This window comes from Georgenia sp. (genome assembly GCF_054605595.1).
Genome location: NZ_JBTSDU010000004.1, coordinates 20608 through 44260, shown reverse-complemented (window position 1 = coordinate 44260; position 23653 = coordinate 20608). Strand labels below are relative to the sequence as shown.

The following is a 23653-nucleotide window of genomic DNA, read 5'->3' as shown; positions in this document are numbered from 1 at the left end:
GCACCAACGGGCGCGATGCCGGCCTCGCAGTGGTGCCGCTCCCAGCTCATCGACGACGACCCGCCCGAGGAGGTGCCGCCACCGGCAACGGATCGGGCCGCATCAGGCGTGTGACCCACCACATATGCATTGACTTGCATGTTCATGCACCCGGGTGGATATGCTGAGGCATCCCGCCCGCACGTCCCCGGAGTCCCCTCATGCGTCGTCTTGCCGCCGTGTCCATCATCACGCTCGGTGCCCTCACCGGTTGCACCAACGCCTCGGATCCCCGCGCGGACACCCCGCCGGCCGACGACGCCACCAGCCCCGCCGCGTTCGACCTCGCCGCCATCGAGAAGGTCGACGACATCGCCGCGCTCCTGCCCGCTGACGTCGACGGCACGCTCTCGATCGGCGACAATCTCCAGTACGCTCCCGCGGAGTTCTTCGGCGGCACCGACGGTCAGACGCCCATGGGCTACGACGTCGACCTCGCCCTGGCGCTGGGCCGCGTGCTCGGCGTCGAGGTCGAGGTCGACCATGCCGAGTTCGCCTCGATCATCCCCGCCATCGGCACCCAGTACGACGCCGGTATCGCCTCGTTCTCCATCACGCCCGAACGCCTGGCCGAGGTCGCCATGATCGCCTACATCGCCTCCGGCTCCACCTTCTCCGTGCAGACCGGCAACCCCGCCGGCCTCGACCCGGAGAACCTGTGCGGGACGACGATGGGCGTGCAGACCGGCACGATCCAGGACGAGGCCTCCGACGTCCTCTCCGCCGCCTGTGAGGCGGCTGGCGAGGATGCCATCGAGATCCTGCGCTACGACTCCCAGGCCGACGTCACCACGAACCTCGTGGGGGGCAAGCTCGACGTCATGTACGCCGACTCCCCCGTGGGCCAGTACGCCGCCGTCCAGACCGACGGCCAGGTCGAGCAGCTCGGCGACGTCCTCGCGGCCGCCCCGCAGGGCATCGCCGTGTCCAAGGACGACCCCGAGATGAGCGCCGCGCTCCAGGCCGCCATGCAGCACCTCATGGACAAGGGCATCTGGTCCGACATCCTCGACACGTGGGGCGTCACCGGCGGGCTCACCACCGCCGAGCTCAACCCCGCCCTCTGATGAGCCGGCACGCCGGCGCCCCGCACGAGGGCTCCGTGCCTGACGGTGCGCCGGACCTCCTCCACGCGCACCCGGTCCCCCGGCCCGGCCGGTGGTTCTCGGCCGCCGTCGTGGCTGTGCTGGCCGCGATGGGGGGCAACACCCTGGCCACCAACCCGAACTTCCGCTGGGACATCGTCTGGCTGTACCTGCGAGACGTGACGTTGGTCCGGGGCGTGGGCTGGACCCTGCTGCTGACCGCGGCGTCGATGGCGATCGCGATCGTCCTCGCGATGACCCTGGCGGTCGTCCGCCGCTCGGGCAACCCGGTGACCCGCTCCGTGGCGTGGTTCTACATCTGGTTCTTCCGCGGCACGCCGATCTACACCCAGCTCACGTTCTGGGGTCTGCTCGCCGTGCTGTACCCGCGGCTGAGCCTGGGGATCCCGTTCGGCCCGGAGTTCGTCGTCTTCGACACCCGGGACATCTTCAACGCCGCCTACGCCGCGATCCTCGGCCTGGCGCTCAACGAGGCCGCCTACCTGGCGGAGATCTTCCGCTCGGGCATCGCCAGCGTCGACGCCGGGCAGTCCGAGGCCGCCCGGGCGCTCGGCATGAACGAGGGGAAGATCCTGCGGCGGATCATCCTGCCGCAGGCCATGCGGGTCATCGTGCCCCCCACCGGCAACGAGACGATCTCCATGCTCAAGACCACCTCGCTCGTGCTCGCCGTCCCGTTCACGCTCGACCTGACCTTCGCGACGAACTCGATCGGCAACCGCCTGTTCCTGCCGATCCCGCTCCTGGTCGTCGCCGCCATCTGGTACCTCGCGATCACGTCGGTCCTCATGGTCGGCCAGCACCACCTCGAGCGGTACTACGGCCGCGGCTTCGCCGGCTCCACGCCCGGCCAGGGCCCGCGCGGCGGCAAGGGGCGCGCGCTCGGCCGCCGTCAGCAGGCCATCCTGGCCGCCGGCACCGCCAAGGACGACCCGTTCCTGGAGTACACACCGTGACCACACCCATGGTCGAGATCACCGGCCTGCACAAGTTCTTCGGTGAGCTCCACGTCCTGCGCGGCGTGGACCTGACCGTCGCCGCCGGGGAGGTCTGCGTCGTCGTCGGGCCCTCGGGGTCCGGCAAGTCCACGCTGCTGCGTTGCGTCAACCAGCTCGAGGAGATCGACGCCGGCCGGCTGCGTGTCGACGGCGTCCTCGCCGGCTACCGCGAGGAGGACCGGGGCGGGCGCACCGAGCTGTACCGCCTGCACCCGAAGAAGATCGCGATGCAGCGGGCCCGGATCGGCATGGTCTTTCAACGCTTCAACCTCTTCCCGCACATGACGGCGCTGGAGAACGTCATGGAGGCACCCGTCCAGGTCCGTCGCAGGTCCAGGGCCGGCGCCCGCGCCGCCGCCCGCGAGCTGCTGGACCGGGTGGGCCTGGCCGACCGCGCCGACCACTACCCCGCCCAGCTCTCCGGCGGGCAGCAGCAGCGCGTCGCCATCGCCCGGGCGCTCGCGATGGAGCCCGAGCTCATGCTCTTCGACGAGCCCACCTCCGCCCTGGACCCGGAGCTGGTGGGTGAGGTGCTCACGGTCATGCAGGATCTCGCCGCCTCGGGCATGACGATGGTGGTGGTGACGCACGAGATCGGCTTCGCCCGCGAGGTGGGCGACCACCTCGTGTTCATGGACGACGGCGTCATCGTCGAGCAGGGCGAGCCGCGGACCGTCCTCGACGACCCGCAGCAGCAGCGCACCCGGGAGTTCCTCTCCAAGGTGTTGTGAGCTACCCCAAGGTGTTGTGAGCTACCCGCGCGGCTCGACGGGCTCGCCCACGGGGCCGGCCGACGTCGGGGCGTCGACGCTGGGCCCGCCCACCGCGCGACCCTCCCAAGCCACGGCGTGCCAGCCGGTGCGCGGGTGCCCCTCGAGCACCACCGCACCGGTGTTGCCGATCGGGTTCGCGGCGATGTGGGCGGTCGAGACGTTGGCCGCGCGGACGGCGGTCCAGGCGCGGATGGCCGCACCGTGGCTGAAGGCCACGGCGGTACCGACGTCGAGCCCGGCGATCTCCTCGACGACGGCGTCGAACCGGTCGAACACCTCCGCGCCGGTCTCCCCACCGGGCAGGCGAGCGTGCAGGTCGCCCTCGGTCCAGCCGAGGATCGTCCTGAGATAGCGCTCCACGGACGTGCGGTCGCCGCGCATCTCGAGGTCGCCGGCCGCGATCTCCCGGATGCCCTCGCGCACCTCGATCCCCTGCCCCAGCGCACCGGCCAGGGGTGCCGCCGTCTCCTGTGTCCGCACCAGGACGGACGCGAAGATCGCCTCGACGCGCTCGCCGCGCAGGGTGTGCACGGCTGCGGCCGCCTGCTCCCGGCCGAGCTCCGTCAGGCCCGGTCCCGGGGCGCCGGTGTCCAGCAGTCCGCCGACGTTGGACGGGGTCTGACCGTGACGGACGAGGATGAGACGCATCCATCCATCCTGCCTCATGCCCCTGCCGGTGCCTGCCGCGCGCGGCCCTCAGCCGTAGAACAGCTCCTCGACGACGGCGCGGGCCCGCCGGGCCGCCCGGAGGTAGTCCTCCTCGAGGTCGAGCCGACCCCCGGGCTCGTAGCCCAGCAGCCGGGCGACCACCTCGAGCCGGTGCGGGTCGTGGGGCAGCGCGTCCATCCGGGTGCCGGTGGCCCGGCCGCTGCCCAGCACGACGGCGGAGCGGATCCGCGCGGCCAGCTGCCATGCCTCCGTCATCCGTTCGGCCTCCTCCACGGTGACGACGCCGGCCTCGTGCAGGGCGTGCAGCGCCTGGGCGGTGGAGGTGGTCCGGGCCTCCGGCACGGCACCGGCGTGGCGGAGCTGGAGCAGCTGGACCGTCCACTCGACGTCGCTGAGCCCGCCGGGGCCGAGCTTGAGGTGCCGCGACGGCGGCACGCCGCGCGGGATCCGTTCGGACTCCACGCGTGCCTTGATGCGCCGGAGCTCGCGCAGGTCGCCGTCGACGAGGCCGCCGTCGGGGTAGCGGAGGGGGTCGATGAGCGCACGGAACCGCTCGGCGAGGTCCGCGTCGCCCGCGGCCGGGCGGGCCCGCAGCAGCGCCTGCCGCTCCCATGGCTCGAGCCAGCGCTCGTAGTACTCCCCGTAGGAGGCGAGCGTGCGGGTGATGGGGCCGTTGCGCCCCTCGGGACGCAGGCCCGTGTCCACCTCCAGCGGCGGCTCGGCACCGGTCTCGCCGAGCAGCGCGCGCACCCCGGCCGCGACGGCTACCGCCGTCCGGGTCGCGGTCTCGGGGTCGGCGCCGGGCAGCGGGTCGTGCACGAACAACACGTCGGCGTCCGAGCCGTACGTCATCTCCCGGCCGCCGAGCCGCCCCATCGCCACCATCAGGTAGCGCGACGGTGGTGCGTCGAGGCCCGCCTCCGCACACGCCTGCGTCACCGCGGCCCGCAGGGCGCCGGCGAGGACGACGTCGGTCGCCGTCGTGATCGCCTCGTCGGCCCGGATGGCGGGCAGGCCGGTGAGCACGTCCCCGATGCCGGCGCGCAGCAGCTCCCGCCGGCGCAGGTACCGGGCCGCCATCACGCTCTCGCCGGGGTCGGAGCGTCGGCCCTGGAGCGAGCCCAGTTCGGCGGCCAGCGCCCCCTCGTCGCGCGGGGCCATCTCGGTGTCGTCGTCGAGCCAGCGCACGGCCTCGGGGAGGCGCCCGAGGGCGTCCGCGACGTACCGGCTCGAGGAGAGCAGGCGCGCGAGCCGCTCGGCGGCCGCGCCGGAGTCACGCAGGAGCTTCAGGTACCAGTGCGTCGTACCCATGACCTCGGAGATGCGGCGGAACGCCAGCAGCCCCTCGTCCGGCTCGGGACCCTGGGCGAACCAGCCGAGCATCACCGGCAGCAGCTGGCGCTGGATCGCCGCCCGGCGGGAGATGCCGTGCGTCAGCGCCGCGAGATGCTGCAACGCGGCGTCGGGGGCGTGGAAGCCGATCGCGGCCAGCCGGGCGTGCGCGGCCGCCGGCGCCAGGGCCACGTCCGCCGCGCTGAGCTGGGCCGTCAGCGGCAGCAGCGGCCGGTAGAAGATCGACTCGTGCAGGTGCCGCACCTCGCGGCGCACCTCCTGCCACCGTGCCTCCAGCGACGCCGCCGAGTCCACCCCGTCGGTCCGCATGGCCCGGCCGAGCCGGCGCAGGTCCGCCTCCGCGCTGGGCACCACGTGGGAGCGGCGCATCCGGTAGAGCTGGATGCGGTGCTCGAGCACCCGCAGGAACCGGTAGTGGCGGTCGAGCTCGGTGGCGTCGTCCCGGGAGACGTACCCGGCGGTGGCGAGCTGGGCGAGCCCTGTGAGCGTGGTGGGGGACCGGATCGAGTCGTCGGTGCGGCCGTGCACCATCTGCAGGAGCTGGACGGTGAACTCGACATCGCGCAGGCCGCCGCGCCCGAGCTTGAGCTGACGCTCGGCCTCGGCGGGCGGGACGTGGTTCTCCACCCGCCGGCGCATCGCCTGGGCGTCCTCGACGAAGTGCTCGCGCTCGCTCGCGGTCCAGATCAGGGGCGTCAGCGCCGTCAGGTAGGCCTCGCCGAGGCGGCGATCGCCCGCGATCGGCCGCGCCTTGAGCAGAGCCTGGAACTCCCACCCCTTGGCCCAGCGCTCGTAGTAGGCGACGTGGGAGGCCAGGGTGCGCACCAGCGGCCCGTCGCGTCCCTCGGGCCGCAGGTTGGCGTCCAGCGGCCACAGCGCCGGCTCCGGCCCCGGGGCGGAGCACGCCTGGGCGAGGGTCCCGGCGAGGCGCGCGCCGACGTCGAGCGCCTCGTGCTCGTCGAGGCCCGAGCCGGGTGCCGGCTCGCACACGTAGACGACGTCGACGTCGGAGATGTAGTTGAGCTCGCGCCCACCCGTCTTGCCCATGCCGAGGATGGCGAGGCGGACGCCCCGGGCGCCGTCAGGCTGATCGGCCCGGGCCACGGCCAGGGCGGCGTCGAGGGCGCCGTCGACGATGTCGGCGATCGCCGCGGCCACCTTGGGCAGATCCTCGAGGGGGTCGGCGCTGGTGAGGTCCGCGGCCATGATCTCCAGGAGGCGGCGTCGGTAGGTCCGCCGCAGCATCGCGACCCCGTCGGCGCCGGTCACGGTGGCCACCGGCACGTCGGTGGCCGGGTCCGCACCGACGGCGCGCAGCGCCCGGTCCCGTTCGTCCGCGGCGCCGAGGTCGAGGACCCCGGCCTCCCCGGGCCGGTCGAGCAGGAGGGCGACCGACTCCGGCCGGGCCACCAGGGCGTCCCCGAACGCCGATGAGGCGCCGAGCACCGCGAGGAGCCGGCGGCGCGGGCTGCCCGCCCCGGCAAGGACCTCGCTCAGCAGGTCGGCCGTCTCCCCGGTCGCGGACTCCGCCATCCGCAGCAGCGCGAGGAGCGCCAGGTCGGGATCGGCCGTCGCGCCGAGGGCCTCCGGCAGCGGCGCCCCGGCGGCCGCCGTCGCCTCGACGAAACGCGTGAGGGCGGGCTCGGCGAGGAGCCGCTCGGCGCGGGCCGGGTCGGTGAAACCCAGGCGGCGCAGGACGCTCGTGGACGAGACGGGTCGCGCCACGCCGCTTCCTCCTTCGCGTGACCGCTGCGCGATCGATGGTCAGTTGCCGGGGATGAAGCGGCGCCGTTCGAAGTCGGTCACCTGGTTGCGGTACTCCTCCCACTCCGTGCGCTTGTTACGCAGGAAGTATTCGAAGGCGTCCTCCCCCAGCGTCTCCGCGACGAGCTCGGAGCCCTCCATGAGCCCCACCGCCTCGCTGAGCGAGCCCGGCAGCTCCTGGATGCCCAGGGCCCGACGTTCGGCGGAGCTCATGGCCCAGACGTCGTCCCCCGCGCCCTCGGGCAGCTCGTAGCCCTCCTCGATACCCTTGAGGCCCGCGGCGAGCAGGACGGCGTAAGCGAGGTAGGGGTTGGCGGCGGAGTCCAGGGCGCGGTACTCCACCCGGGCGGACTGGCCCTTGCCGGGCTTGTACATCGGCACCCGGACCAGTGCGGAACGGTTGTTGTGCCCCCAGCACACGTAGCTGGGTGCCTCGGCGCCGCCCCAGAGCCGCTTGTAGGAGTTGACGTACTGGCTGGTGATGGCGGTGATCTCGCCGGCGTGGTGGAGCAGGCCCGCGATGAACGCCCGCCCGGTGTCCGAGAGCTGGTACTCCCCGGCCGGGTCGTGGAAGGCGTTGCGGTCGCCCTCGAAGAGGGACATGTGGGTGTGCATCCCCGAACCGGGCGCCTCCATGAGCGGCTTGGGCATGAAGGTCGCCAGGACGCCCTGGCTGAGGGCGACCTCCTTCACCACGGCCCGGAAGGTCTGGATGTTGTCGGCCGTGCTCAGCGCGTCGGCGTAGCGCAGGTCGATCTCGTTCTGGCCCGGGCCGGCCTCGTGGTGGGAGAACTCCACGGAGATGCCCATCGCCTCCAGGGTGGTGATGGCGTCCCGGCGGAAGTCGTTGGTGGTGCCCTGTGCCACGTGGTCGAAGTAGCCGGCCCTGTCGACGGGCACGAGCGGGCTCTCCGGCGTCGCCGGCTGCTCGAAGAGGTAGAACTCGATCTCCGGGTGGGTGTAGAAGGTGAACCCGGCGTCGGCGGCCTTCGCGAGAGACCGCTTGAGGACGTTGCGCGGGTCGGAACGGGCCGGTTCCCCCAGCGGGGTGACGATGTCGCAGAAGATGCGGGCGACCGAGTTCTCCCCGCCGCGCCAGGGCAGCACCTGGAACGTGGCGGCGTCCGGGCGGGCGATCATGTCCGCCTCGTACACACGGGTGAGGCCCTCGACGGAGGAGCCGTCGAACCCGATGCCCTCCCCGAACGCGCCCTCGAGCTCCGCGGGGGCGACGGCGACCGACTTCAGCACGCCCAGCACGTCCGTGAACCAGAGCCGGATGAAGCGGACGTTGCGCTCCTCGATCGCCCGGAGCACGTACTCCTGCTGCTTGTCCATCGACATCTCCTGACTGCCCTGGCGGACCGGCGGCTCGTCCGGCCGCGCTACCGACGCCCGCGCGCCGCACCTGTCCATCATGGTGCACGGTGGGCGGTCGTGGTGACACGGCTCACGGGCGCCGCGCGCCATAGGGTGAGGTCATGGCACCGCTGCGCATCGCTCTGGCCCAGCTCGACACGACCGTGGGCAACCTCGACGGCAACGCCGACGCCGTCCGCCGGGCCGCCACCGCCGCGGCCGAGGCGGGGGCCGCCGTCGTGCTCGCCCCGGAGATGATGCTCACCGGCTACCCGGTCGAGGATCTCGCGGTGCGGGGCTCCTTCCAGCGGGCGGCCGCCGCCCGCCTGTCCCGCCTGGCGGCCGAGCTCGCCGCGGACGGGCTCGGCGGCGTGCACGTGGTGCTCGGCTCGTTGGGCACCGCGACCGACGGCCGGCCGACCAATGTGCTCGCGGACCTGCACGACGGCGCCGTCGGTGCGGTCTACGTCAAGCACCACCTGCCCAACTACGGCGTCTTCGACGAGTACCGAATCTTCGCACCCGGCCAGGAGCCGGTCGTGCTCGAGGTCGACGGGTTCCGGCTCGGCCTGGCGATCTGCGAGGACATCTGGCAGGTCGGCGGCCCGGTGACGCAGCTGGCCGGCCAGGGCCTGGACGCCCTGCTCGTGGCGAACGGCTCCCCGTTCGAGGACGGCAAGGGGGCCGTGCGGCGCCGCCTCGCCCGCGACCGGGCCCGCGAGCTCGGCTGCCCGGTGCTCTACGTCAACCTCGTGGGCGGGCAGGACGACCTCGTCTTCGACGGACACTCGTTCGTGCTCGACGCCGCCGGGGCGCTCGTCGCGGCCGCGGCGGGCTTCGCCGAGGAGCTCCTCCTCATCGACCTCCCGGGCGCCGGCGCCGCCCCCGTGACCGGGAGCGCGCCGGTCGCCGAGCGCGGCGACGTCGAGCAGATGTACCGGGCGGTCACGCTCGGGCTGCGGGACTACGTCGTCAAGAACGGCTTCACGAAGGTGGTGCTCGGGCTCTCCGGCGGGATCGACTCCGCCCTGGTGGCCGCGATCGCGGCCGACGCCGTCGGGGCGGAGAACGTCGTCGGGATCTCGATGCCGTCGCGGTACTCCTCCGGCCACTCCCGGGACGACGCCGCCGATCTCGCCGCCCGCCTCGGCGTGGACTACCGGGTCCAGGAGATCGCCGGCATGGTCGCCGAGTTCGAGGAGCCCCTGGGCCTGACCGGCGTCGCGGCGGAGAACCTCCAGGCCCGGATGCGCGGCGTGATCCTCATGGCGGTCTCGAACAGCGAGGGTCCGTTGGTGCTCGCGACGGGGAACAAGAGCGAGCTCGCGGTGGGCTACTCGACGATCTACGGCGACGCCGTCGGCGGCTTCGCACCCCTGAAGGACGTGCTCAAGACGCGCGTGTGGGAGCTCGCCCGGTGGCGCAACGAGACCGCCCGGGCCGCCGGGCAGACCGAACCGATCCCGGTGTCCTCCATCGAGAAGCCGCCCTCGGCCGAGCTGCGGCCCGATCAGCAGGACACCGACTCACTGCCGGAGTACGCCCTGCTCGACGCCGTCCTGGAGGGGTACGTCGACCGCGGCCTCGGCCGCGGCGAGCTCCTCGCGGCCGGGTTCGACGCCGGCACGGTCGAGCTGGTGCTCAGCCTGGTCGACCGGGCGGAGTGGAAGCGGCGGCAGTACCCGCTGGGACCGAAGGTCACCGCCATGGCGTTCGGCCGCGACCGGCGCCTACCGGTGACGAGCCGGTGGCGCGAACAGCTCGTCCAGGACCCCGAGCGCGAGGAGGCGCACCGATGAACACGGACCGACCGACCGGGCCCGGCGCCACGCCCGTCCCGCACCGGGTCGAGGCGCCGCACCTGCGCGCCGCCAAGGAGCGCGGCGAGCCGTTGACCATGCTCACCGCCTACGACGGCATCACCGCGCGCGTCTTCGACGAGGCCGGGATCGACCTGCTCCTCGTCGGGGACTCGGTGGGCATCGCGGTGCTCGGCTACACGAGCACGATCCCGGTGACCGTCGAGGAGATCGTCCCCTCCGTGCGTGCGGTGGCCCGGGCGACCCGGCGGGCGATGGTCATCGCGGACCTGCCGTTCGGCTCCTACGAGGCCTCGCCCCAGCAGTGCCACGCCACCGCCGTCCGGATGGTCAAGGAGGGCGGCGCGCACGGGGTCAAGATCGAGGGCGGGGCACACCTGAGCGAGCACGTCCGGCTGCTCACGCTCTCCGGCATCCCCGTGCTGGGCCACCTGGGCAACATGCCGCAGCTGGAGAACATGCTCGCCGGCGCGCGGGTGCACGGTGGTGGGCACGACGCCGCCGAACGGATCGTCTCGGACGCACTCGCCCTGGCGGAGGCCGGCGCCGTCGCGGTGCTCCTCGACCAGGTACCGCCCGAGGTGGCCGACCGCATCACCGAGGTGCTGCCCGTGCCGACGATCGGCCTGGGCGCCGGTCCCGGCTGCGACGGCCAGGTGCTGGTGTGGACCGACATGGCGGGCTTCTCCGCGCACCCACCGGCGTACGCGCAGCAGTTCGGCGATGTCGCCGCCGCGCTGTCGACGACGGCTCGCAACTACGCCCGCGCCGTGCGGGAGCGCACGTTCCCGGGCGGGGAGCACACGTCGGACTGATGCGATCGGTCCGACGGGTGCGATCGGTCCGTCAGTCGCCCTCGTCGTCGTCGGTCCACGCCGCGTCGGCGGCGTCCCACGCCTCGTTGCGTTCCTTGGCCTCGGTGAGCGCGTGGGCGGCCTCCTCGGCGCTCGGGTAGGGGCCCATGCGGTCGGTGGCCCCGGCGACCTTGCCCTCCTCGACCTGCCTCGTCGAGAGGTTGTAGTAGAACTCGCTCATCTCGGCCTCATTAGGATCGGATCATGCCCGATCTCAGTATCCTCGCCGACCGCGCCCCCCGGGGCACCCTGACCAAGGGCGATGTGACGCCGATGCGCGACGTCCCCGCCGCCATCGCCCGGCCGGAGTACGTCGGCCGCACCGGCCCGGAGCTTGTCACGGCGTCGGAGGTCAAGGCCCCGGAGACGATCGAGCGGATCCGCAAGGCCTCACGCATCGCCGCCCTCGCGCTCGAGGAGGTGGGCACGCACGTGGTTCCCGGGGTGACCACCGACGAGCTCGACCGCATCGGCCACGAGTTCCTGGTCGACCACGGCGCCTACCCGTCCACGCTGGGGTACCAGGGCTTCACCAAGTCGCTGTGCACCTCGCTCAACGAGGTCATCTGTCACGGCATCCCGGATTCCACCGTGCTGGCCGAGGGCGACATCCTCAACATCGACATCACCGCGTACGTCGACGGCGTGCACGGCGACCTCAACGCGATGTTCGAGGTGGGCGAGGTCGACGAGGAGTCGCACCTGCTGGTCGAGCGCACGAGGACCGCCATGGAACGCGGCATCAAGGCGGTCCGGCCCGGCCGCGAGGTCAACGTCATCGGCCGCGTCATCGAGGCGTACGCCCGCCGGTTCGACTACGGCGTGGTGCGCGACTTCACCGGCCACGGCGTCGGCGAGGCGTTCCACTCGGGTCTGATCATCCCCCACTACGACTCGGCGCCCCGCTACGACGACGTCATCGAACCCGGCATGGTGTTCACCATCGAGCCCATGCTCACCCTCGGCGGCATCGAGTGGGACCAGTGGGACGACGGCTGGACCGTGCTGACCAAGGACCGGTCGCGCACCGCCCAGTGGGAGCACACGCTGGTGGTGACGGAGGACGGCGCGGAGATCCTCACCTTGCCGCGCTAACCTCGGCCCGACCGACCATCGCCCGCGAGGGCCGCACACCTGGGGAACACTGTGACCGACCTGTCCATCGCGTTCGGCATCGACATCGGCGGCTCCGGCATCAAGGGCGCCCCGGTGGACCTGACCACCGGGGCGCTCCTCGCCGACCGGGTCCGCATCCCCACGCCCGACCCGTCCAAGCCGCACGCCGTCGCCGACACCGTCGTGGAACTCGTGGCGGCCTTCGACCTGGCGCCGGACGTCCCGCTCGGGCTGACGTTCCCGGCCCCCATCAAGCACGGCGTGGTGCCGTTCATCGCGAACCTGCACCGGAGCTGGAAGGGCGTGAACGTCCCCGAGCTGATGAGCGCGGCGACCGGCCGCACCGTCGTCGCCGTCAACGACGCCGACGCCGCGGGCGTGGCCGAGGCCGTGCACGGCGCTGCGGCCGGCGTCGCGGGCGTGGTGCTCATGACGACGCTCGGCACCGGGATCGGCTCGGCCCTCCTCGTCGACGGCGTCCTGGTGCCGAACACCGAGCTCGGCCACCTCGAGATCGACGGGCACGAGGCGGAGCACCGGGCCGCCTCAGCCGTCAAGGAGCGGGACGACCTGAGCTGGAAGGACTGGGCGGAGCGCCTCCAGCGGTTCTACGAGACCGTCGAGCTGCTCTTCTCCCCCGACCTGCTCGTCGTCGGCGGCGGGGTGAGCAAGAAGCACGAGAAGTTCCTCCCGCTGCTGCGCACGAGCGCCCCGATCGTGCCGGCGGAGCTGCGCAACAGTGCGGGGATCGTCGGGGCCGCGCTGCTCGCCGCCCGCGCGGCTCAGGGTCCTTTCGGGGTGGATCAGGGGTAGTTCCCCGATGCGCGCACGGCGCTCGCGGTCGATGCTCGAGACCTCAGCGCACCACCCCGAACCGAGAGGCCTGACCGATGACCGACGTCCGCACCAACTTCCGCAACCGGGGCCTGGTCCGGCCCCGTGACACGCGCGTGCTCGGCGGCGTGTGCGCCGGGCTGGGGCAGCGCTTCGGCCTGGGGCCGTGGGCGGCGCGGCTGCTCTTCGTGCTGCTGCTCATGGTGATCCCGGGCAGCCAACTCATCATCTACCCGATCCTGTGGATCCTCATGCCCAACGAGTACTGAGCCCCGCCGCCCGTTCGTCGAACCAGGCCCCACGTCCCGATCGGGGTGACGGGACTAGCGTGTCGAGCATGACCACGACACGAACGAGCGGACGGATCCACCTCGGCACGGCGTCCCCAGCCGTCTACCGCGCCATGGTGGCCCTCGATCGTGAGGCACGCGAGATCGCCACGGAGGCCGGGCTCGAGCCGCGTCTGGTCGAGCTCGTGAAGATCCGCGCCTCCCAGATCAACGGCTGCGCGTTCTGCCTGGACATGCACACGCGGGACGCGCGCGAGGCGGGCGAGACGCCCGAGCGGCTGGCGGTGCTGCCGGCCTGGCGCGAGACGAGCTTCTTCACCGAGCAGGAACGCGCCGCGCTCGCGCTGGCCGAGGAGGTCACCCTCGTGGCGGGCGCTCACGTGCCCGACGCCGTCTATGATACCGCCCGCGACGTGCTCGGCGCCGAGCGCCTGACGGCGGTGCTCTGGCTAGCCGTGGCCATCAACTCCTGGAACCGGATCGCGATCGCCAGCCGGTACCCCGTCGGCGAGTAGCCACGCCGGCTGTCCCGTCCCGCGCGTCACCACGGGCTCTGTGCGGACTCCCAGCAGACGGGCATGACCGGCGCGGGCGTGCCATCAGCGGCGTATCCGTGCGTGCGGGGGACGACGCGGACGTCGGCATCATGGCAGTTGCCGACGAGCGTGATGTCGCAGGTGTACAGGGTGCGTCGAGCGCCTCGGCCAGGGCCAGGTAGCACCGCCAGGTAACCCGCGTCGTAGTTCGTGTACCGGTGGCGCAAAGTCCCAGATGCGATCAGCAAAGGGTTCGACCTCATGGCGCGTGATGGCGAACGCGAAGTGGTTTCGCCTGGCCTCCTCCGCCTCGATCGGGTCGAGCATGCCCACGAGGGTGAGCCTGCGGAGCACCGACATCACGTCCACATCGAGCAGGTGCGGGGCGTCCAGCTCACCGGCCAGCACGTCGAGGAACGCGGGGTCGACGTCCCGACCGACCAGTGCCTCGACCATTGCCGAGGCGTCGATCACGATCACCGACGACCAGCCTGACGATCCTGGAGGATCTGTGCGTCGCCCCGGGCAAACCGGCCATTCCGGCGGACAAGGGCAAGGCTTCGCTGCTGCCCATGCGAAGGCTCGACTCCCCCTGCTTCGAAACTCACGGGCACCATTCGCTCGATGCCGGTCGTGCATGCGGCCGGGCGCCGTTCAGGGTGCGACAACTTGGCCGGCACGCAGGACGTTCAGTACCCGGAAGTCGTCGTCGGTGAGCAGGATGTCGGCCCGGCGACCGGCCTCGAGCGCGCCCACGTGGTTGTCGGCCAGCACTGTGGCGGGGGTGGTCGCCGCGGCGAGCACGACGTCCACGAGCGGTACTCCGCCCGCGACCGTGGTCCGGACGATGTCGAGAAGGTGCGCCGTGCCACCGGCGATCGCGCCGCCGCGGGTGAGGCGGGCCACGCCGTGGTCGACGGTGACGTCCTGCGAACCGAGCCGGTAGGCGCCGTCGGGCATTCCTGCGGCTGCCATGGCGTCGGTGACCAGGGCGATGTTTGCCGCACCGACCAGAGTGAAGATGCTCTGCACGAGCTCCGGTGCGACGTGGGTGCCGTCCGCGATGAGCTCGATGACCGCCTCGCCGTGGGCGGCGGCGGCGAGGAAGACCGGGATCGGACCGGGGTCCCGATGTATCAGTGGGCGCATGCCGTTGAACAGATGCGTCACGGTCGCCCGGCCCGGGCGCGGTTCGGGCGACGCGGCAAGCCGGGTGCGCGCCTCAGTCAGGGCTGCCGAGGTCTGCTGCCAGCTCGCGTCGGTGTGCCCGAAGCTCGGCAGCGCACCCGCGCCGATCAGCACGTCGAGGACCCCACCGTCACCGGCGACCCCGGCGAGCTCGGGAGCGAGCGTCATGGTCACCAGGTGACCGCGTGCCAGCGCGGCGAGCTCACGGGTCAGATCCGGGTCTGGTTTCTGGATCAGGTCCGGGTCCTGCGCGCCGCAGCGCACGATCGAGACGAAGGGGCCCTCAAGGTGGATGCCGGCAATTTCCCCGGCATCCGCGAGTGCGGCAAGCATCGTGACCCGCTCGCGCAGCGTGTCCGGTGCGGCGGTCACCAGGGAGGCCACGAGTGTCGTGGTCCCGTGGGCGAGGTGCTCGTGCACCGCGACCAGTGCCTGCCGCGGGGTGGTGGCGTCGGGGTAGCTCGCGCCGCCTCCTCCGTGGGTGTGGATGTCCACGAGGCCGGGGAGCACGGTGGGTGGCGCCGCGACCGGGTCGGGTACACCGGACCAGCCCGCGGTTTCTGCGTCCCGCGCCTCACCCACCCATGCGATCACCTCGCCGCGGATGACGACGACGCCGTCGGCGATGACCTCCGTCGGGGTCACGACGCGGCCGCGGAGGTACTCCGGTGCGGTGGCGTCGCGGATGCTCATCGTCGCGTCTCCAGGAGTTCGAGTGCGGCCAGAGCCACGGCGACGCGCGCCGTCGCGCCGGCATCCTCGGGACGGACCGTCACCTTCACCCCGACGTAGTCGAGGTTGGGACCGGCGGCGTCCAGCGTCTCGGCAATCTGTTGCGAGCCGAGGAGGCTCTCCGCCGATTCCTCGAGCGCGGGATCGGCTCCCCGCGGTGCCATGTGGCTGTCGTCCCAGGCCGACCCCCAGGCCGTGACGTGGTCGGCGACGCCGGAGAACATGACTCCACCGAGGACGCCCGCCTCCGCTGCGGCGCGCACGTGCTCCACGGGCGTCTCGGGCGATCGGCCTTCGATGGCCGAACGTCCCCAGTTGATCGCCATCGCGATGTCGTGGTCGGCGAGCATCGCGATCTCCTCGTCGATCTCGAGGAAGCCCTTGTGAAACAGCCGACCGGGGCGAGCGGCGTCGCAGTGCTCCAGGACGAGGCGGGCCCCAGACAGCTCGGCCTCGCCGAGCGCGTCGAACGAACGGGCAAGCGCCTCCACCGAGGCGTTCTCCCGGCGGGGTGCGCTGTGGACCTGGACAGCGCGCACCCGCGCCCTACCGGAGGCCTCGGCGAGCTCGGCGGCGAACACGAGGGCGGCCGCGACGTCGGCCAGCGCCGCGCGGCGTCCTTCGTCGTCGCGGGACGCCAGGCCGTACCTCGGATCGATCCCGAGGCGCTGCATCGTCGTGGGGATGCACGTCACCACCAGGTCCCAGTCGTCTCGAACGTGGGTGTGAAACCACGATGAGCGGCCGTCGGCGGCCGAGAGCGGAAGCTCGAGGCCCGCGATGGGCAGCTCGGCCAGCAACCGATACAAGGCGGCCACAGCCTCTGGCTCGAGCCCGGCTGCCAGTGCGTAGGCACCGAGGAACGGCCCGGAGCTAGGCGAGGACCTCACGCGCGGGAGCTCCTGTCGAGTGCGCGCATCAGCGGGGCGTAGTGACGGCAGACGGCCTCCTGGTAGCCGGCGACATCGCCGGCCTCGGCGGCGAGCAGCATCTCGCCGTGCGCGTTCGCGGTCACTTCCAGGTCGTCGGGCAGGGAGACGCCGAGCTTGGGCATGACAGCGGTGTGTACGTCCCAGAACGCCCCGACCAGGGGGCCGATGATCGAGTTCGCCGTCGCGGCGAGCAGGGTCGTGTGAAAGACGCGATCCTGCCCCGCGAACGTCTCGCCCCGATCACTGGCCTCCTTCATCTGGCCGACCAGCTCCCACAGCTGGGGGTCGTGGGTGCCGGCGACCGCCTGGGTGACGCGGTCGGCCATCGCGAGGTCGAGCGCCTGACGGATCTCGATGATCTCGCGCAGAGCCCGCAGGTCGTCGCCAGGTTCCAGTACCCCGCGAAACACGAGCGTCTCCACGAGCCCGGCGAGTGACATCTCGCCGACGAAGGTCCCGTGCCCGTGCCGGACGTCCACGATGCCCAAGGTCGACAACGTGCGCACCGCTTCCCGGACGCTCGATCGTGAGACGGAGAGCAGATCGCCCAACTCGGTCTCGGTCGGCAAGGGATCGCCGGGGTGGAGCCGGTTGATCAGGATGTACTCCTTGATCTGGGCAGCAGTCTCGGCGCTTCGAGAAGCGACCACGCGAGGGACGGCAACGCTCTTCCGCCCCTCGACCTCCTTCGACGTCGTGTCCGCCATCTGCTTGACCCCACTCTCAGCTCGACCTAGGGTTCAGGGTAGTACATCAGATGTCTGATGTCTGCCGTTCGGGTCGCGTGGCTCAGGTCGCCATCGCGCAGTGTCGCGGATGCGGAGATCGGGCCCGGCAGCAACGACAAGGAGTGGGATGGAGATCATCATCACCAACGACGAGGACGAACGGGTCGCCCTCGTCGCCGATCACCTCGAGGCGCTGCTCAGGGCCACCCGGCGAACGGTCCTTGGCCTCGCCACGGGATCGAGCCCGCTGCCCGTCTACCGCGAGCTCATCCGGCGCCACGACGCCGGGCGGCTGTCCTTCGAGGAAGCGAGTGCGTTCACACTCGACGAGTACGTCGGACTGGACGAGGCGCATCCCGAGCGGTACCGACACGTCATCGAGCGCGAGTTCACCGGACACGTCGACCTGGGCCCCGACGCCGTGCACGGCCCCGACGGGAACGCGGCCGACCTCCGTGCCGCGTGCGCGGCCTACGAGCATGCCATCCACGCTGCGGGCGGGGTCGACCTGCAGATCCTTGGCATCGGCACGGACGGGCACATCGCCTTCAACGAGCCGGGCTCCTCCTTCGCCTCCCGCACGCGTATCAAGACCCTCACCGCCCAGACCCGGGCGGACAACGCACGGTTCTTCGGCGACGATGTCGCCGCCGTCCCACGGCACTGCCTGACCCAGGGGCTGGGCACCATCATGCGCGCCCGCCACGTCGTCCTCCTCGCGACCGGCTCCGCCAAGGCCGAGGCCGTGCACCAGATGGTCGAGGGCCCGGTCAGCGCCATGTGGCCGGGTACGATCCTCCAACACCATCCCCACGCCACCGTGCTTCTGGACCCCGCAGCCGCTTCGCGCCTGCAGCTCGCCAACTACTACCGCGAGGTCTTCGCCGGTAAGCCCGACTGGCAGGGCCTCTAGCCCTCCCGGGGGGCGAGGCCCCCCGACCCGGAAGTCACCCGTCTCGGCGGAGCGGCAGGACCGGGGCTCAGGCGGCCCCCGCCGCAGTGACGGCCTGGACGAACCAGGACGTGATCGTGGCAGGGTGGGTGATCGCCGTGCCGACGCAGACCGCGAACGCTCCCCTGGCCATCGCGTCCGCGGCCTGGGCGGTGCTGTGCACGCGCCCTTCGACGACCACCGGCAGGGTGCAACGGGCGACCATCTGGTCGATCAGCTCGACATCGGGTCCCTCGGTCATGGGACGTTCCCCGGTGTAGCCGCCCAAGGTGGTGCCGACGCAGTCGACGCCCGCGGCCTGGGCCGCGAGTGCATCCTCGAGCGAACCGCAGTCGGCCATCACGGCCACGCCAGGAAATGCCTCGCGGAGTCCGTTGACGGTCTCGGCGAGGCTCAGCCCATCGGGCCGCGGCCGCCGGGTGCCGTCGATCGCGACGATCTGGGCGCCGGCGCCGGCGACCGCCAGCGCGTGGCGCAGCGTCGGGGTGATGAAGACGGGGTCGTCACCGTCCTTCCAGAGCCCCACGACGGGGACGTCGACCGCCGCGACCGTCGCCGCGATGTCCTCGAGCCCCTGGACCCGGATCGCGACCGCACCGCCGGTCACTGCCGACCGGGCCACCTGGGCCATCGTGCGCGGGTCACGCATCGGTTCGCCGGGATACGCCTGGCAGGAGACCACCAGCCCGCCACGCAGGCGGGCGATGACACCGTCCCGGGCCACCCGCACAGCCTCGTCTCCGTCAACCTCACTCATTGCGACCATCGCCGTCCCTCCTCACTGGGCACGCCCTAGCGACGCGCGCCGTCCAGTTCATGAATCGACGCCCAAGCCCGGCGCGCGGCGCCGATCAGCGGGGCGGCGCCACCGAGCTCGGCCGGGCGGACCGGCAGCACCTGCAGGGCGTCGACGACCTCGGCACGGACCGCCGCGTCCATCGCCGACCACCACAGCCCGCCGGCGGTCGCCATCCCACCGCCGACGACCACGACCTCGGGGTCGAGAACGGTCGCCACACCGGCGATGGCCCTGCCCACGGCCGCCGCCGAGTCACGGACTGCCCGCACGGCGATCTCGTCGCCCTCGTCCGCGCGGGTCAGCACCTCTCGGGTGTCGACGCACCCGCAGTCCCCGCCGCGCCCCAGGTAGAGGCGGTGCAGGGCCGGTCCTGCTCCGATCGCCTCGAGGTGACCCTGCCGGCCACACGGGCACGGCAAATCCTGCGCCCCGGGGATCGGCATGTGTCCGATCTCCCCGGCCAGGTGATGTGCACCACGCCACGTGCGACCGTCCAGGACCACTGCCGCCCCGACACCGGTGCCCACGGCGACCAGCAGAGCCGATCGCGCACCTCGAGCGGCCCCCCGCCAGGCCTCGCCAGCGGCGTGGGCGTCCACGTCGTTCTCGACGAACACCGCCGGCCCCCCGGGCAGGAGGTCCGCCAGGCGTCGGCTCGTCTGCTGGCCGACCGCGGTCCCGACCCAGCCAGGGAAGACAGAGGTCGCCGAGATGATCACACCGCGGTCCGAGTCGACGACACCGGCGGTCCCGATGCCGATCGCACGAGGCACGTCTCCGACCGAGGCCGCGACCCGACGTACGGCCTCGGCGATCGCGTCGAGCACGGCGTTCGCGCCGGCCGACGCGGGAGTCGGGATCGTCAAGACCCTTCCGCACCGCCCGTCGGCGTCGACGGCGGCGGCCGCGATCTTCGTCCCGCCCACGTCGACGCCGATCACCAGGTTCCCGGCGACGTGGCCACCCAGCTGTGGCTCGGCGCTCGACTCAGGCATCGAGCAGGCCGGCCTCGCGGACGATCTTCTCGATCCGGTCGACGACCTCGCCCTCGAGTGCCTGCACCGGGAAGGCCATGACACGGGTGTCGATCAGGCCCAGCTGCTCGACGGCAGCCTTGAACGCGCCCACACCCGCGGCGTCACCCGAGCGGCCCGTCGCCTGGAAGACGATCTCGAAGAGCGCCGCCAACCGGTCCTGCTCGGCGCGTACCTCATCCCACCGCGCCTCCTTGGCCAGGTCCCACAGCCGCACGTACCCGGCTGCATCGACGTTCCCGAGCCCCGGGACCACACCGTCGGCCCCGAGCAAGAGCATCCCGTCAACGACGACCTCGTGACCCGTGAACAGGGCCAACGGGGAGCCCGCAGCCGCGTTCGCCGCGACGAGGCGGCGGAAGCCCACGTCGTCGGCCGAGGAGTCCTTGACCCCGGCCAGGACACCGTCGACCCCCAGGCGCACCAGCATGTCTCCGGGGAGCTTGCTGTGGACCCGGGCCGGGATGTCGTAGGCGAACAACGGGACCGGGATCGCGGCGTGGATTGCCCGGAAGTGCTCCTCGATCTCCGTGACGTCGTTGATCGCATACACCGGCGCCGTAGCAACGACCGCGTCAGCGCCGGCGGCGACGGCCGCACGAGCCTGGTGGACGACCCGCGCCAGGGTCAGGTCGATCGCTCCGACCATCACCGGGACGCGACCCGCCACGACCCGCACCACGGTGGTGACCACGAGGTCACGTCGGCGGTCGTCGAGGTAGGCGACCTCACCGGTCGAACCCAGGACGAACAGACCGTGCACGCCGGCCGCCACGAGGTGCTCGGTGAGCCGCTCCAGGGAGGCGACATCGACCTCCCCCTCGGCGGTGAACGGCGTCAGGATCGGAGGGACGATGCCGTGGAAGGCGGGGGTGCTCATGAGGTGCTCCGTTTCGGTGGTGGTCACAGCAGGGCGGGCGCCGCAGCGAGCAGCGTCCGGGTGTAGTCGTCCTGGGGGTCGCCGAACACGCGTCCGGCCGTACCGGCCTCGACGACGCGTCCGTTGCGCATCACGACGATCTCGTCGGCGATGTGTCGGACGGTCTGGATGTCGTGGGAGATGAAGACCATCCCCAGACCCAACTCGGACTTGAGGTCGGCGAGCAGGTTGAGGATCTGGGCACGGACCGACACGTCCAGGGCCGACGTCGGTTCGTCGGCCACGATCACGTCCGGCGCCAGGGCCAGCGCCCGGGCGATGGCAACCCGCTGACGTTGACCTCCCGAGAGCTGGCCGGGCAGCGCATCGATCGCCGAACTCGGCAGACCGACCAGGTGCAGCAGGTCCCGCACTCGCGCGGCGCGCTGCTCAGGCGTGCCGACGTGGTGGACGTCCAGCGGATCGCGCAGGGCGTCGCCGATCCGCATGCGCGCGTTCAGGGCGGTCGCGGGGTCCTGGAAGACGACCGAGACGACTCGGCCCACTGCCCGTCGCACGGAGGGGGTGTACCGGTGGACGACCTTGCCGCGGAAGCGCACCTCGCCGCTGGTAGGTGCCTGCAGACCGACGAGGACCCTGGCTATGGTCGACTTGCCGCTGCCGGACTCCCCGACGATGCCGAGGGTGCGACCGCGGTGGACCTGCAGGCTCACATCGTCGACGGCGTGCACCGTATTCGCGTTGAACAACGACCCGGTGCGGGACTTGAACACCACGTGCACGCCACGGAGCTCGATGACCGGTTCGTCGACCTGCTCCGGTGCCTGGTCGATCGGGTCGGTGGTCGTTGTCGCACTCATCGTGCACCTCCGGGGGCGAGAGGCACGGACTGGGGCGGAGCCGCGTAGCGGTGCTCGGGGACGCCCGGCACGGGGGTCAGGACCGGGGTCACGTCCAGACCCTCCTCGGGTCTGGTCGATCGAGGCGCGAACCGGTCACCCTTGGGGAAGTCATTGGGGGACGGGACCGTGCCGCGGATCTGGTGCAGCCGGGTCGAGCGGCTCTCGATGGAGAGCACCGCGCCGAGCAGCCCCTGGGTGTACTCGTGGCGCGGATCCATCAGGAGCTCGCGCGTCGGTGCCTGCTCGACGACCTGACCGGCGTACATCACCGTGATCCGGTGGGCGATCTGCGCCACGAGCGCCAGGTCGTGACTGACGAAGACCATCGCGAAGCCGAGCTTCTCGCGCAGGTCGTTGAGCAGGGCGACGACCTGCGCCTGCACGGTGACGTCGAGCGCCGTCGTCGGCTCGTCCGCGATGACCAGGCTGGGGTCGCGGGTCAGAGCCATGGCGATCAGGACGCGTTGACGCTGTCCGCCGGATAGCTCGTGGGGGTAGCTCTTCAAGGTCCGCGCGGGGTCCAGACCGACGAGCTCGAGGAGTTCGTGCGCCGTGCGAGTCCCGCCGCGACGAGTCAGCTGGCGCAACTGCGCCCGGATCAGCATCGACGGGTTGAGCGAACTCAGGGCGTCCTGGTAGATCATCGCCGTCTCGGTGCCGCGCAGCGAGGCGCGCTCACGCGGACTCATGGTGAGCAGGTCGCGGCCCTTGTGCAGAACCTGGCCGCTCACCTCGACCGTGGTGTCGAGGAGGCCCATGATCGCCAATGAGGTGATCGACTTGCCGCAGCCCGACTCCCCGACCAGTGCCATCGTCTCCCCGGGGCGCACCGAGAAGGAGACGTTGTCCACGACGGCGACATCGCCGTGTCGAGCCGGGAACCTGATCGACAAGTTCTTGACCTCCAGCAGCGGCTCAGCGCCGGCCGGGTAGACGTGACGGTCCGAACGGGCGGACTCTGCCACGGCCAGGGCACTGAGCCGGTCTGCGAGCGGGATGACCGGGGTCGAGGGCACGACGTCGGGGTCGAGGTCGGGGACGATGCCGCCCGGCCCCGGGGCGCCGCCGGCGGCGACCTCGTCAGCATCAGCAGCGACCACCGGGGCGACCGGCGTGGCCGTAGCCGCGACCGAGGACCGGCGAGCCCGCGGAGCTGCAACCATCGCGTCGGTCATCCCTTCGGACATGATGTTCAGGCAAAGCACCGTGAGCATGATGAGCGCACCGGGGAAGAAGGTCGCCCACCAGTAGCCCGCCATGACGAGGTCACGGCCGGCAGCGATCACGTTGCCCCAGGACGGTTCCGGGTCAGGAACGCCGGCCTGGATGAAGGAGAGCGAGGCCTCGAAGACGATGGCGTCGGCGACCAGGATCGTGGCGAACACGAGCACCGGCGCGGCGCAGTTGCGCGCCACGTGCTTGGCCAGGATCCACCAGGTCCGAGCGCCCATCACGCGCGTCGCCTCGACGTAGTCCTCGCCGTACTGGTCCAGCACGTTCGCTCGCACGACACGGGTCAGCTGTGGCGTGTACAAGAACGCGATCGTCAGCACCAGGACGGGCAGGGATCGGCCGAAGATCGAGACGAATACGGCCGCCAACGCGATGCCCGGGAACGACATGACCACGTCGAGGGCGCGCATCAACGGTTCGGCGATCTCCCTGCGGGCGGTCGCGGCGATCGAGCCGAGCACGGCGGCTGCGGCCAGCGCGATCGCCGTCGCTCCCAGGCCGATGACCAGGGAGTACCGCGCCCCGAACACCAGGCGGGAAAAGATGTCGCGTCCCTGCCGGTCGGTACCGAACCAGTGGTCTCCGGAGGGCTCCTGGACCGGGACTCCCGTGACGAGCGGGTCGTGCGTGGCCACGAGCGGGGCAAAGACCGCGGCGAGCGCGACCAGCAGTACGAAGGCCAGGCAGAGCTTGGTTCCGAGCGACAGGGCGCTCAGTCGCGCCCCGGGCACGGAGAGCCGCTCGGTCAGTTTCCGTCGCACG

General features: G+C 71.9%; 23 protein-coding genes. 10 read left to right on the top strand and 13 right to left on the bottom strand.

The window, feature by feature from the left end; translation table 11 throughout:
• Nucleotides 1–200 precede the first annotated feature (200 nt).
• From ACYC1Z_RS01205 to ACYC1Z_RS01195, 3 genes are read left to right on the top strand one after another with little or no spacing between them, the layout of a single operon-like run.
• A complete protein-coding gene (locus ACYC1Z_RS01205; RefSeq protein WP_461407730.1) occupies nucleotides 201–1106 on the top strand; it encodes an ABC transporter substrate-binding protein in 906 nt (301 codons plus the stop codon).
• Nucleotides 1106–2101 carry an amino acid ABC transporter permease gene (locus ACYC1Z_RS01200; RefSeq protein ID WP_461407729.1) on the top strand — a complete coding sequence of 332 codons (996 nt, stop codon included), beginning with the start codon at nucleotides 1106–1108 and terminating at the stop codon, nucleotides 2099–2101. The genes ACYC1Z_RS01205 and ACYC1Z_RS01200 overlap by 1 nt, the downstream gene beginning before the upstream one ends.
• Nucleotides 2102–2109: 8 nt before the next feature.
• Nucleotides 2110–2874: an amino acid ABC transporter ATP-binding protein gene (locus ACYC1Z_RS01195; protein WP_461407750.1), complete on the top strand. Its 765-nt coding sequence runs from the start codon at nucleotides 2110–2112 to the stop codon at nucleotides 2872–2874.
• A 21-nt stretch (nucleotides 2875–2895) separates the two neighbouring features.
• Here the strand turns inward: ACYC1Z_RS01195 and ACYC1Z_RS01190 are convergent, their stop codons facing one another.
• The 3 genes from ACYC1Z_RS01190 to glnA are packed head-to-tail and all read right to left on the bottom strand — an operon-like array spanning nucleotide 2896 to nucleotide 8040.
• Nucleotides 2896–3564, bottom strand: a complete 669-nt coding sequence (locus ACYC1Z_RS01190; protein WP_461407728.1) for a histidine phosphatase family protein — start codon at nucleotides 3562–3564, stop codon at nucleotides 2896–2898.
• Nucleotides 3565–3612: 48 nt separating this feature from the next.
• Complete coding sequence (locus tag ACYC1Z_RS01185) at nucleotides 3613–6663, bottom strand: bifunctional [glutamine synthetase] adenylyltransferase/[glutamine synthetase]-adenylyl-L-tyrosine phosphorylase (protein WP_461407727.1); 3051 nt, start codon at nucleotides 6661–6663, stop codon at nucleotides 3613–3615.
• Between the two features lie 39 nt (nucleotides 6664–6702).
• On the bottom strand, nucleotides 6703–8040 hold the full coding sequence (gene glnA, locus ACYC1Z_RS01180) for a type I glutamate--ammonia ligase (RefSeq protein WP_461407726.1): 1338 nt from the start codon (nucleotides 8038–8040) through the stop codon (nucleotides 6703–6705).
• Nucleotides 8041–8183: 143 nt separating this feature from the next.
• Here glnA and ACYC1Z_RS01175 point away from each other — a divergent pair, with 143 nt between their 5' ends.
• Nucleotides 8184–9860, top strand: a complete 1677-nt coding sequence (locus ACYC1Z_RS01175; protein WP_461407725.1) for an NAD+ synthase — start codon at nucleotides 8184–8186, stop codon at nucleotides 9858–9860.
• Nucleotides 9857–10696 carry a 3-methyl-2-oxobutanoate hydroxymethyltransferase gene (panB, locus tag ACYC1Z_RS01170; protein WP_461407724.1) on the top strand — a complete coding sequence of 280 codons (840 nt, stop codon included), beginning with the start codon at nucleotides 9857–9859 and terminating at the stop codon, nucleotides 10694–10696. Before ACYC1Z_RS01175 ends, panB begins: the two co-directional genes overlap by 4 nt.
• A gap of 31 nt (nucleotides 10697–10727) precedes the next feature.
• Here panB and ACYC1Z_RS01165 read toward each other — a convergent pair whose 3' ends face one another.
• Nucleotides 10728–10916 (bottom strand): hypothetical protein, encoded by a 189-nt coding sequence (locus ACYC1Z_RS01165; protein WP_461407723.1) that lies wholly within the window; start codon nucleotides 10914–10916, stop codon nucleotides 10728–10730.
• Nucleotides 10917–10939: 23 nt separating this feature from the next.
• On the opposite strand from ACYC1Z_RS01165, the gene map reads away from it, so the two are divergent.
• From map to ACYC1Z_RS01145, 4 genes are all read left to right on the top strand, one after another.
• Entirely contained in the window at nucleotides 10940–11830 is an 891-nt protein-coding gene (map, locus tag ACYC1Z_RS01160) for a type I methionyl aminopeptidase (RefSeq protein WP_461407722.1), read from the top strand.
• Nucleotides 11831–11881: 51 nt separating this feature from the next.
• A complete protein-coding gene (gene ppgK / locus ACYC1Z_RS01155; protein ID WP_461407721.1) occupies nucleotides 11882–12664 on the top strand; it encodes a polyphosphate--glucose phosphotransferase in 783 nt (260 codons plus the stop codon).
• A 77-nt stretch (nucleotides 12665–12741) separates the two neighbouring features.
• Nucleotides 12742–12954, top strand: a complete 213-nt coding sequence (locus ACYC1Z_RS01150) for a PspC domain-containing protein (protein ID WP_461407720.1) — start codon at nucleotides 12742–12744, stop codon at nucleotides 12952–12954.
• A gap of 68 nt (nucleotides 12955–13022) precedes the next feature.
• Complete coding sequence (locus tag ACYC1Z_RS01145; RefSeq protein ID WP_461407719.1) at nucleotides 13023–13490, top strand: carboxymuconolactone decarboxylase family protein; 468 nt, start codon at nucleotides 13023–13025, stop codon at nucleotides 13488–13490.
• A 129-nt stretch (nucleotides 13491–13619) separates the two neighbouring features.
• Here the strand turns inward: ACYC1Z_RS01145 and ACYC1Z_RS01140 are convergent, their stop codons facing one another.
• From ACYC1Z_RS01140 to ACYC1Z_RS01125, 4 genes are all read right to left on the bottom strand, one after another.
• Nucleotides 13620–13991 (bottom strand): type II toxin-antitoxin system VapC family toxin, encoded by a 372-nt coding sequence (locus tag ACYC1Z_RS01140; protein WP_461407718.1) that lies wholly within the window; start codon nucleotides 13989–13991, stop codon nucleotides 13620–13622.
• 174 nt (nucleotides 13992–14165) lie between these two features.
• Nucleotides 14166–15392: an N-acetylglucosamine-6-phosphate deacetylase gene (locus ACYC1Z_RS01135; protein ID WP_461407717.1), complete on the bottom strand. Its 1227-nt coding sequence runs from the start codon at nucleotides 15390–15392 to the stop codon at nucleotides 14166–14168.
• Complete coding sequence (locus ACYC1Z_RS01130; RefSeq protein WP_461407716.1) at nucleotides 15389–16321, bottom strand: DUF4862 family protein; 933 nt, start codon at nucleotides 16319–16321, stop codon at nucleotides 15389–15391. Before ACYC1Z_RS01130 ends, ACYC1Z_RS01135 begins: the two co-directional genes overlap by 4 nt.
• Complete coding sequence (locus ACYC1Z_RS01125; RefSeq protein ID WP_461407715.1) at nucleotides 16318–17070, bottom strand: FadR/GntR family transcriptional regulator; 753 nt, start codon at nucleotides 17068–17070, stop codon at nucleotides 16318–16320. Before ACYC1Z_RS01125 ends, ACYC1Z_RS01130 begins: the two co-directional genes overlap by 4 nt.
• A gap of 148 nt (nucleotides 17071–17218) precedes the next feature.
• On the opposite strand from ACYC1Z_RS01125, the gene nagB reads away from it, so the two are divergent.
• Entirely contained in the window at nucleotides 17219–18004 is a 786-nt protein-coding gene (gene nagB / locus ACYC1Z_RS01120; protein ID WP_461407714.1) for a glucosamine-6-phosphate deaminase, read from the top strand.
• Between the two features lie 67 nt (nucleotides 18005–18071).
• Here the strand turns inward: nagB and ACYC1Z_RS01115 are convergent, their stop codons facing one another.
• The 5 genes from ACYC1Z_RS01115 to ACYC1Z_RS01095 are packed head-to-tail and all read right to left on the bottom strand — an operon-like array spanning nucleotide 18072 to nucleotide 23652.
• Entirely contained in the window at nucleotides 18072–18800 is a 729-nt protein-coding gene (locus tag ACYC1Z_RS01115; RefSeq protein WP_461407749.1) for an N-acetylmannosamine-6-phosphate 2-epimerase, read from the bottom strand.
• A gap of 35 nt (nucleotides 18801–18835) precedes the next feature.
• Nucleotides 18836–19837, bottom strand: a complete 1002-nt coding sequence (locus ACYC1Z_RS01110) for an ROK family protein (protein WP_461407713.1) — start codon at nucleotides 19835–19837, stop codon at nucleotides 18836–18838.
• On the bottom strand, nucleotides 19830–20756 hold the full coding sequence (locus ACYC1Z_RS01105) for a dihydrodipicolinate synthase family protein (RefSeq protein WP_461407712.1): 927 nt from the start codon (nucleotides 20754–20756) through the stop codon (nucleotides 19830–19832). Before ACYC1Z_RS01105 ends, ACYC1Z_RS01110 begins: the two co-directional genes overlap by 8 nt.
• 23 nt (nucleotides 20757–20779) lie before the next feature.
• Entirely contained in the window at nucleotides 20780–21616 is an 837-nt protein-coding gene (locus ACYC1Z_RS01100) for an ABC transporter ATP-binding protein (protein ID WP_461407711.1), read from the bottom strand.
• Nucleotides 21613–23652, bottom strand: coding sequence for a dipeptide/oligopeptide/nickel ABC transporter permease/ATP-binding protein (locus ACYC1Z_RS01095; protein ID WP_461407710.1), 2040 nt, complete (start codon nucleotides 23650–23652; stop codon nucleotides 21613–21615). Before ACYC1Z_RS01095 ends, ACYC1Z_RS01100 begins: the two co-directional genes overlap by 4 nt.
• Nucleotide 23653 lies beyond the last annotated feature (1 nt).

What these genes read in the sequence shown, in the direction of transcription:
- ACYC1Z_RS01145 (WP_461407719.1), top strand. Translation starts at nt 13,023, where the DNA reads ATGACCACGACACGAACGAGCGGACGGATCCACCTCGGCACGGCGTCC.
- ACYC1Z_RS01205 (WP_461407730.1), top strand. Translation starts at nt 201, where the DNA reads ATGCGTCGTCTTGCCGCCGTGTCCATCATCACGCTCGGTGCCCTCACC.
- nagB (WP_461407714.1), top strand. Translation starts at nt 17,219, where the DNA reads ATGGAGATCATCATCACCAACGACGAGGACGAACGGGTCGCCCTCGTC.
- map (WP_461407722.1), top strand. Translation starts at nt 10,940, where the DNA reads ATGCCCGATCTCAGTATCCTCGCCGACCGCGCCCCCCGGGGCACCCTG.
- ACYC1Z_RS01150 (WP_461407720.1), top strand. Translation starts at nt 12,742, where the DNA reads ATGACCGACGTCCGCACCAACTTCCGCAACCGGGGCCTGGTCCGGCCC.
- glnA (WP_461407726.1), bottom strand. Translation starts at nt 8,040, where the DNA reads ATGGACAAGCAGCAGGAGTACGTGCTCCGGGCGATCGAGGAGCGCAAC.
- ACYC1Z_RS01165 (WP_461407723.1), bottom strand. Translation starts at nt 10,916, where the DNA reads ATGAGCGAGTTCTACTACAACCTCTCGACGAGGCAGGTCGAGGAGGGC.
- ACYC1Z_RS01110 (WP_461407713.1), bottom strand. Translation starts at nt 19,837, where the DNA reads ATGCCTGAGTCGAGCGCCGAGCCACAGCTGGGTGGCCACGTCGCCGGG.
- ACYC1Z_RS01200 (WP_461407729.1), top strand. Translation starts at nt 1,106, where the DNA reads ATGAGCCGGCACGCCGGCGCCCCGCACGAGGGCTCCGTGCCTGACGGT.
- panB (WP_461407724.1), top strand. Translation starts at nt 9,857, where the DNA reads ATGAACACGGACCGACCGACCGGGCCCGGCGCCACGCCCGTCCCGCAC.
- ACYC1Z_RS01105 (WP_461407712.1), bottom strand. Translation starts at nt 20,756, where the DNA reads ATGAGCACCCCCGCCTTCCACGGCATCGTCCCTCCGATCCTGACGCCG.
- ACYC1Z_RS01115 (WP_461407749.1), bottom strand. Translation starts at nt 18,800, where the DNA reads ATGAGTGAGGTTGACGGAGACGAGGCTGTGCGGGTGGCCCGGGACGGT.
- ACYC1Z_RS01135 (WP_461407717.1), bottom strand. Translation starts at nt 15,392, where the DNA reads ATGAGCATCCGCGACGCCACCGCACCGGAGTACCTCCGCGGCCGCGTC.
- ACYC1Z_RS01175 (WP_461407725.1), top strand. Translation starts at nt 8,184, where the DNA reads ATGGCACCGCTGCGCATCGCTCTGGCCCAGCTCGACACGACCGTGGGC.
- ACYC1Z_RS01195 (WP_461407750.1), top strand. Translation starts at nt 2,110, where the DNA reads ATGGTCGAGATCACCGGCCTGCACAAGTTCTTCGGTGAGCTCCACGTC.
- ACYC1Z_RS01125 (WP_461407715.1), bottom strand. Translation starts at nt 17,070, where the DNA reads ATGGCGGACACGACGTCGAAGGAGGTCGAGGGGCGGAAGAGCGTTGCC.
- ACYC1Z_RS01190 (WP_461407728.1), bottom strand. Translation starts at nt 3,564, where the DNA reads ATGCGTCTCATCCTCGTCCGTCACGGTCAGACCCCGTCCAACGTCGGC.
- ACYC1Z_RS01100 (WP_461407711.1), bottom strand. Translation starts at nt 21,616, where the DNA reads ATGAGTGCGACAACGACCACCGACCCGATCGACCAGGCACCGGAGCAG.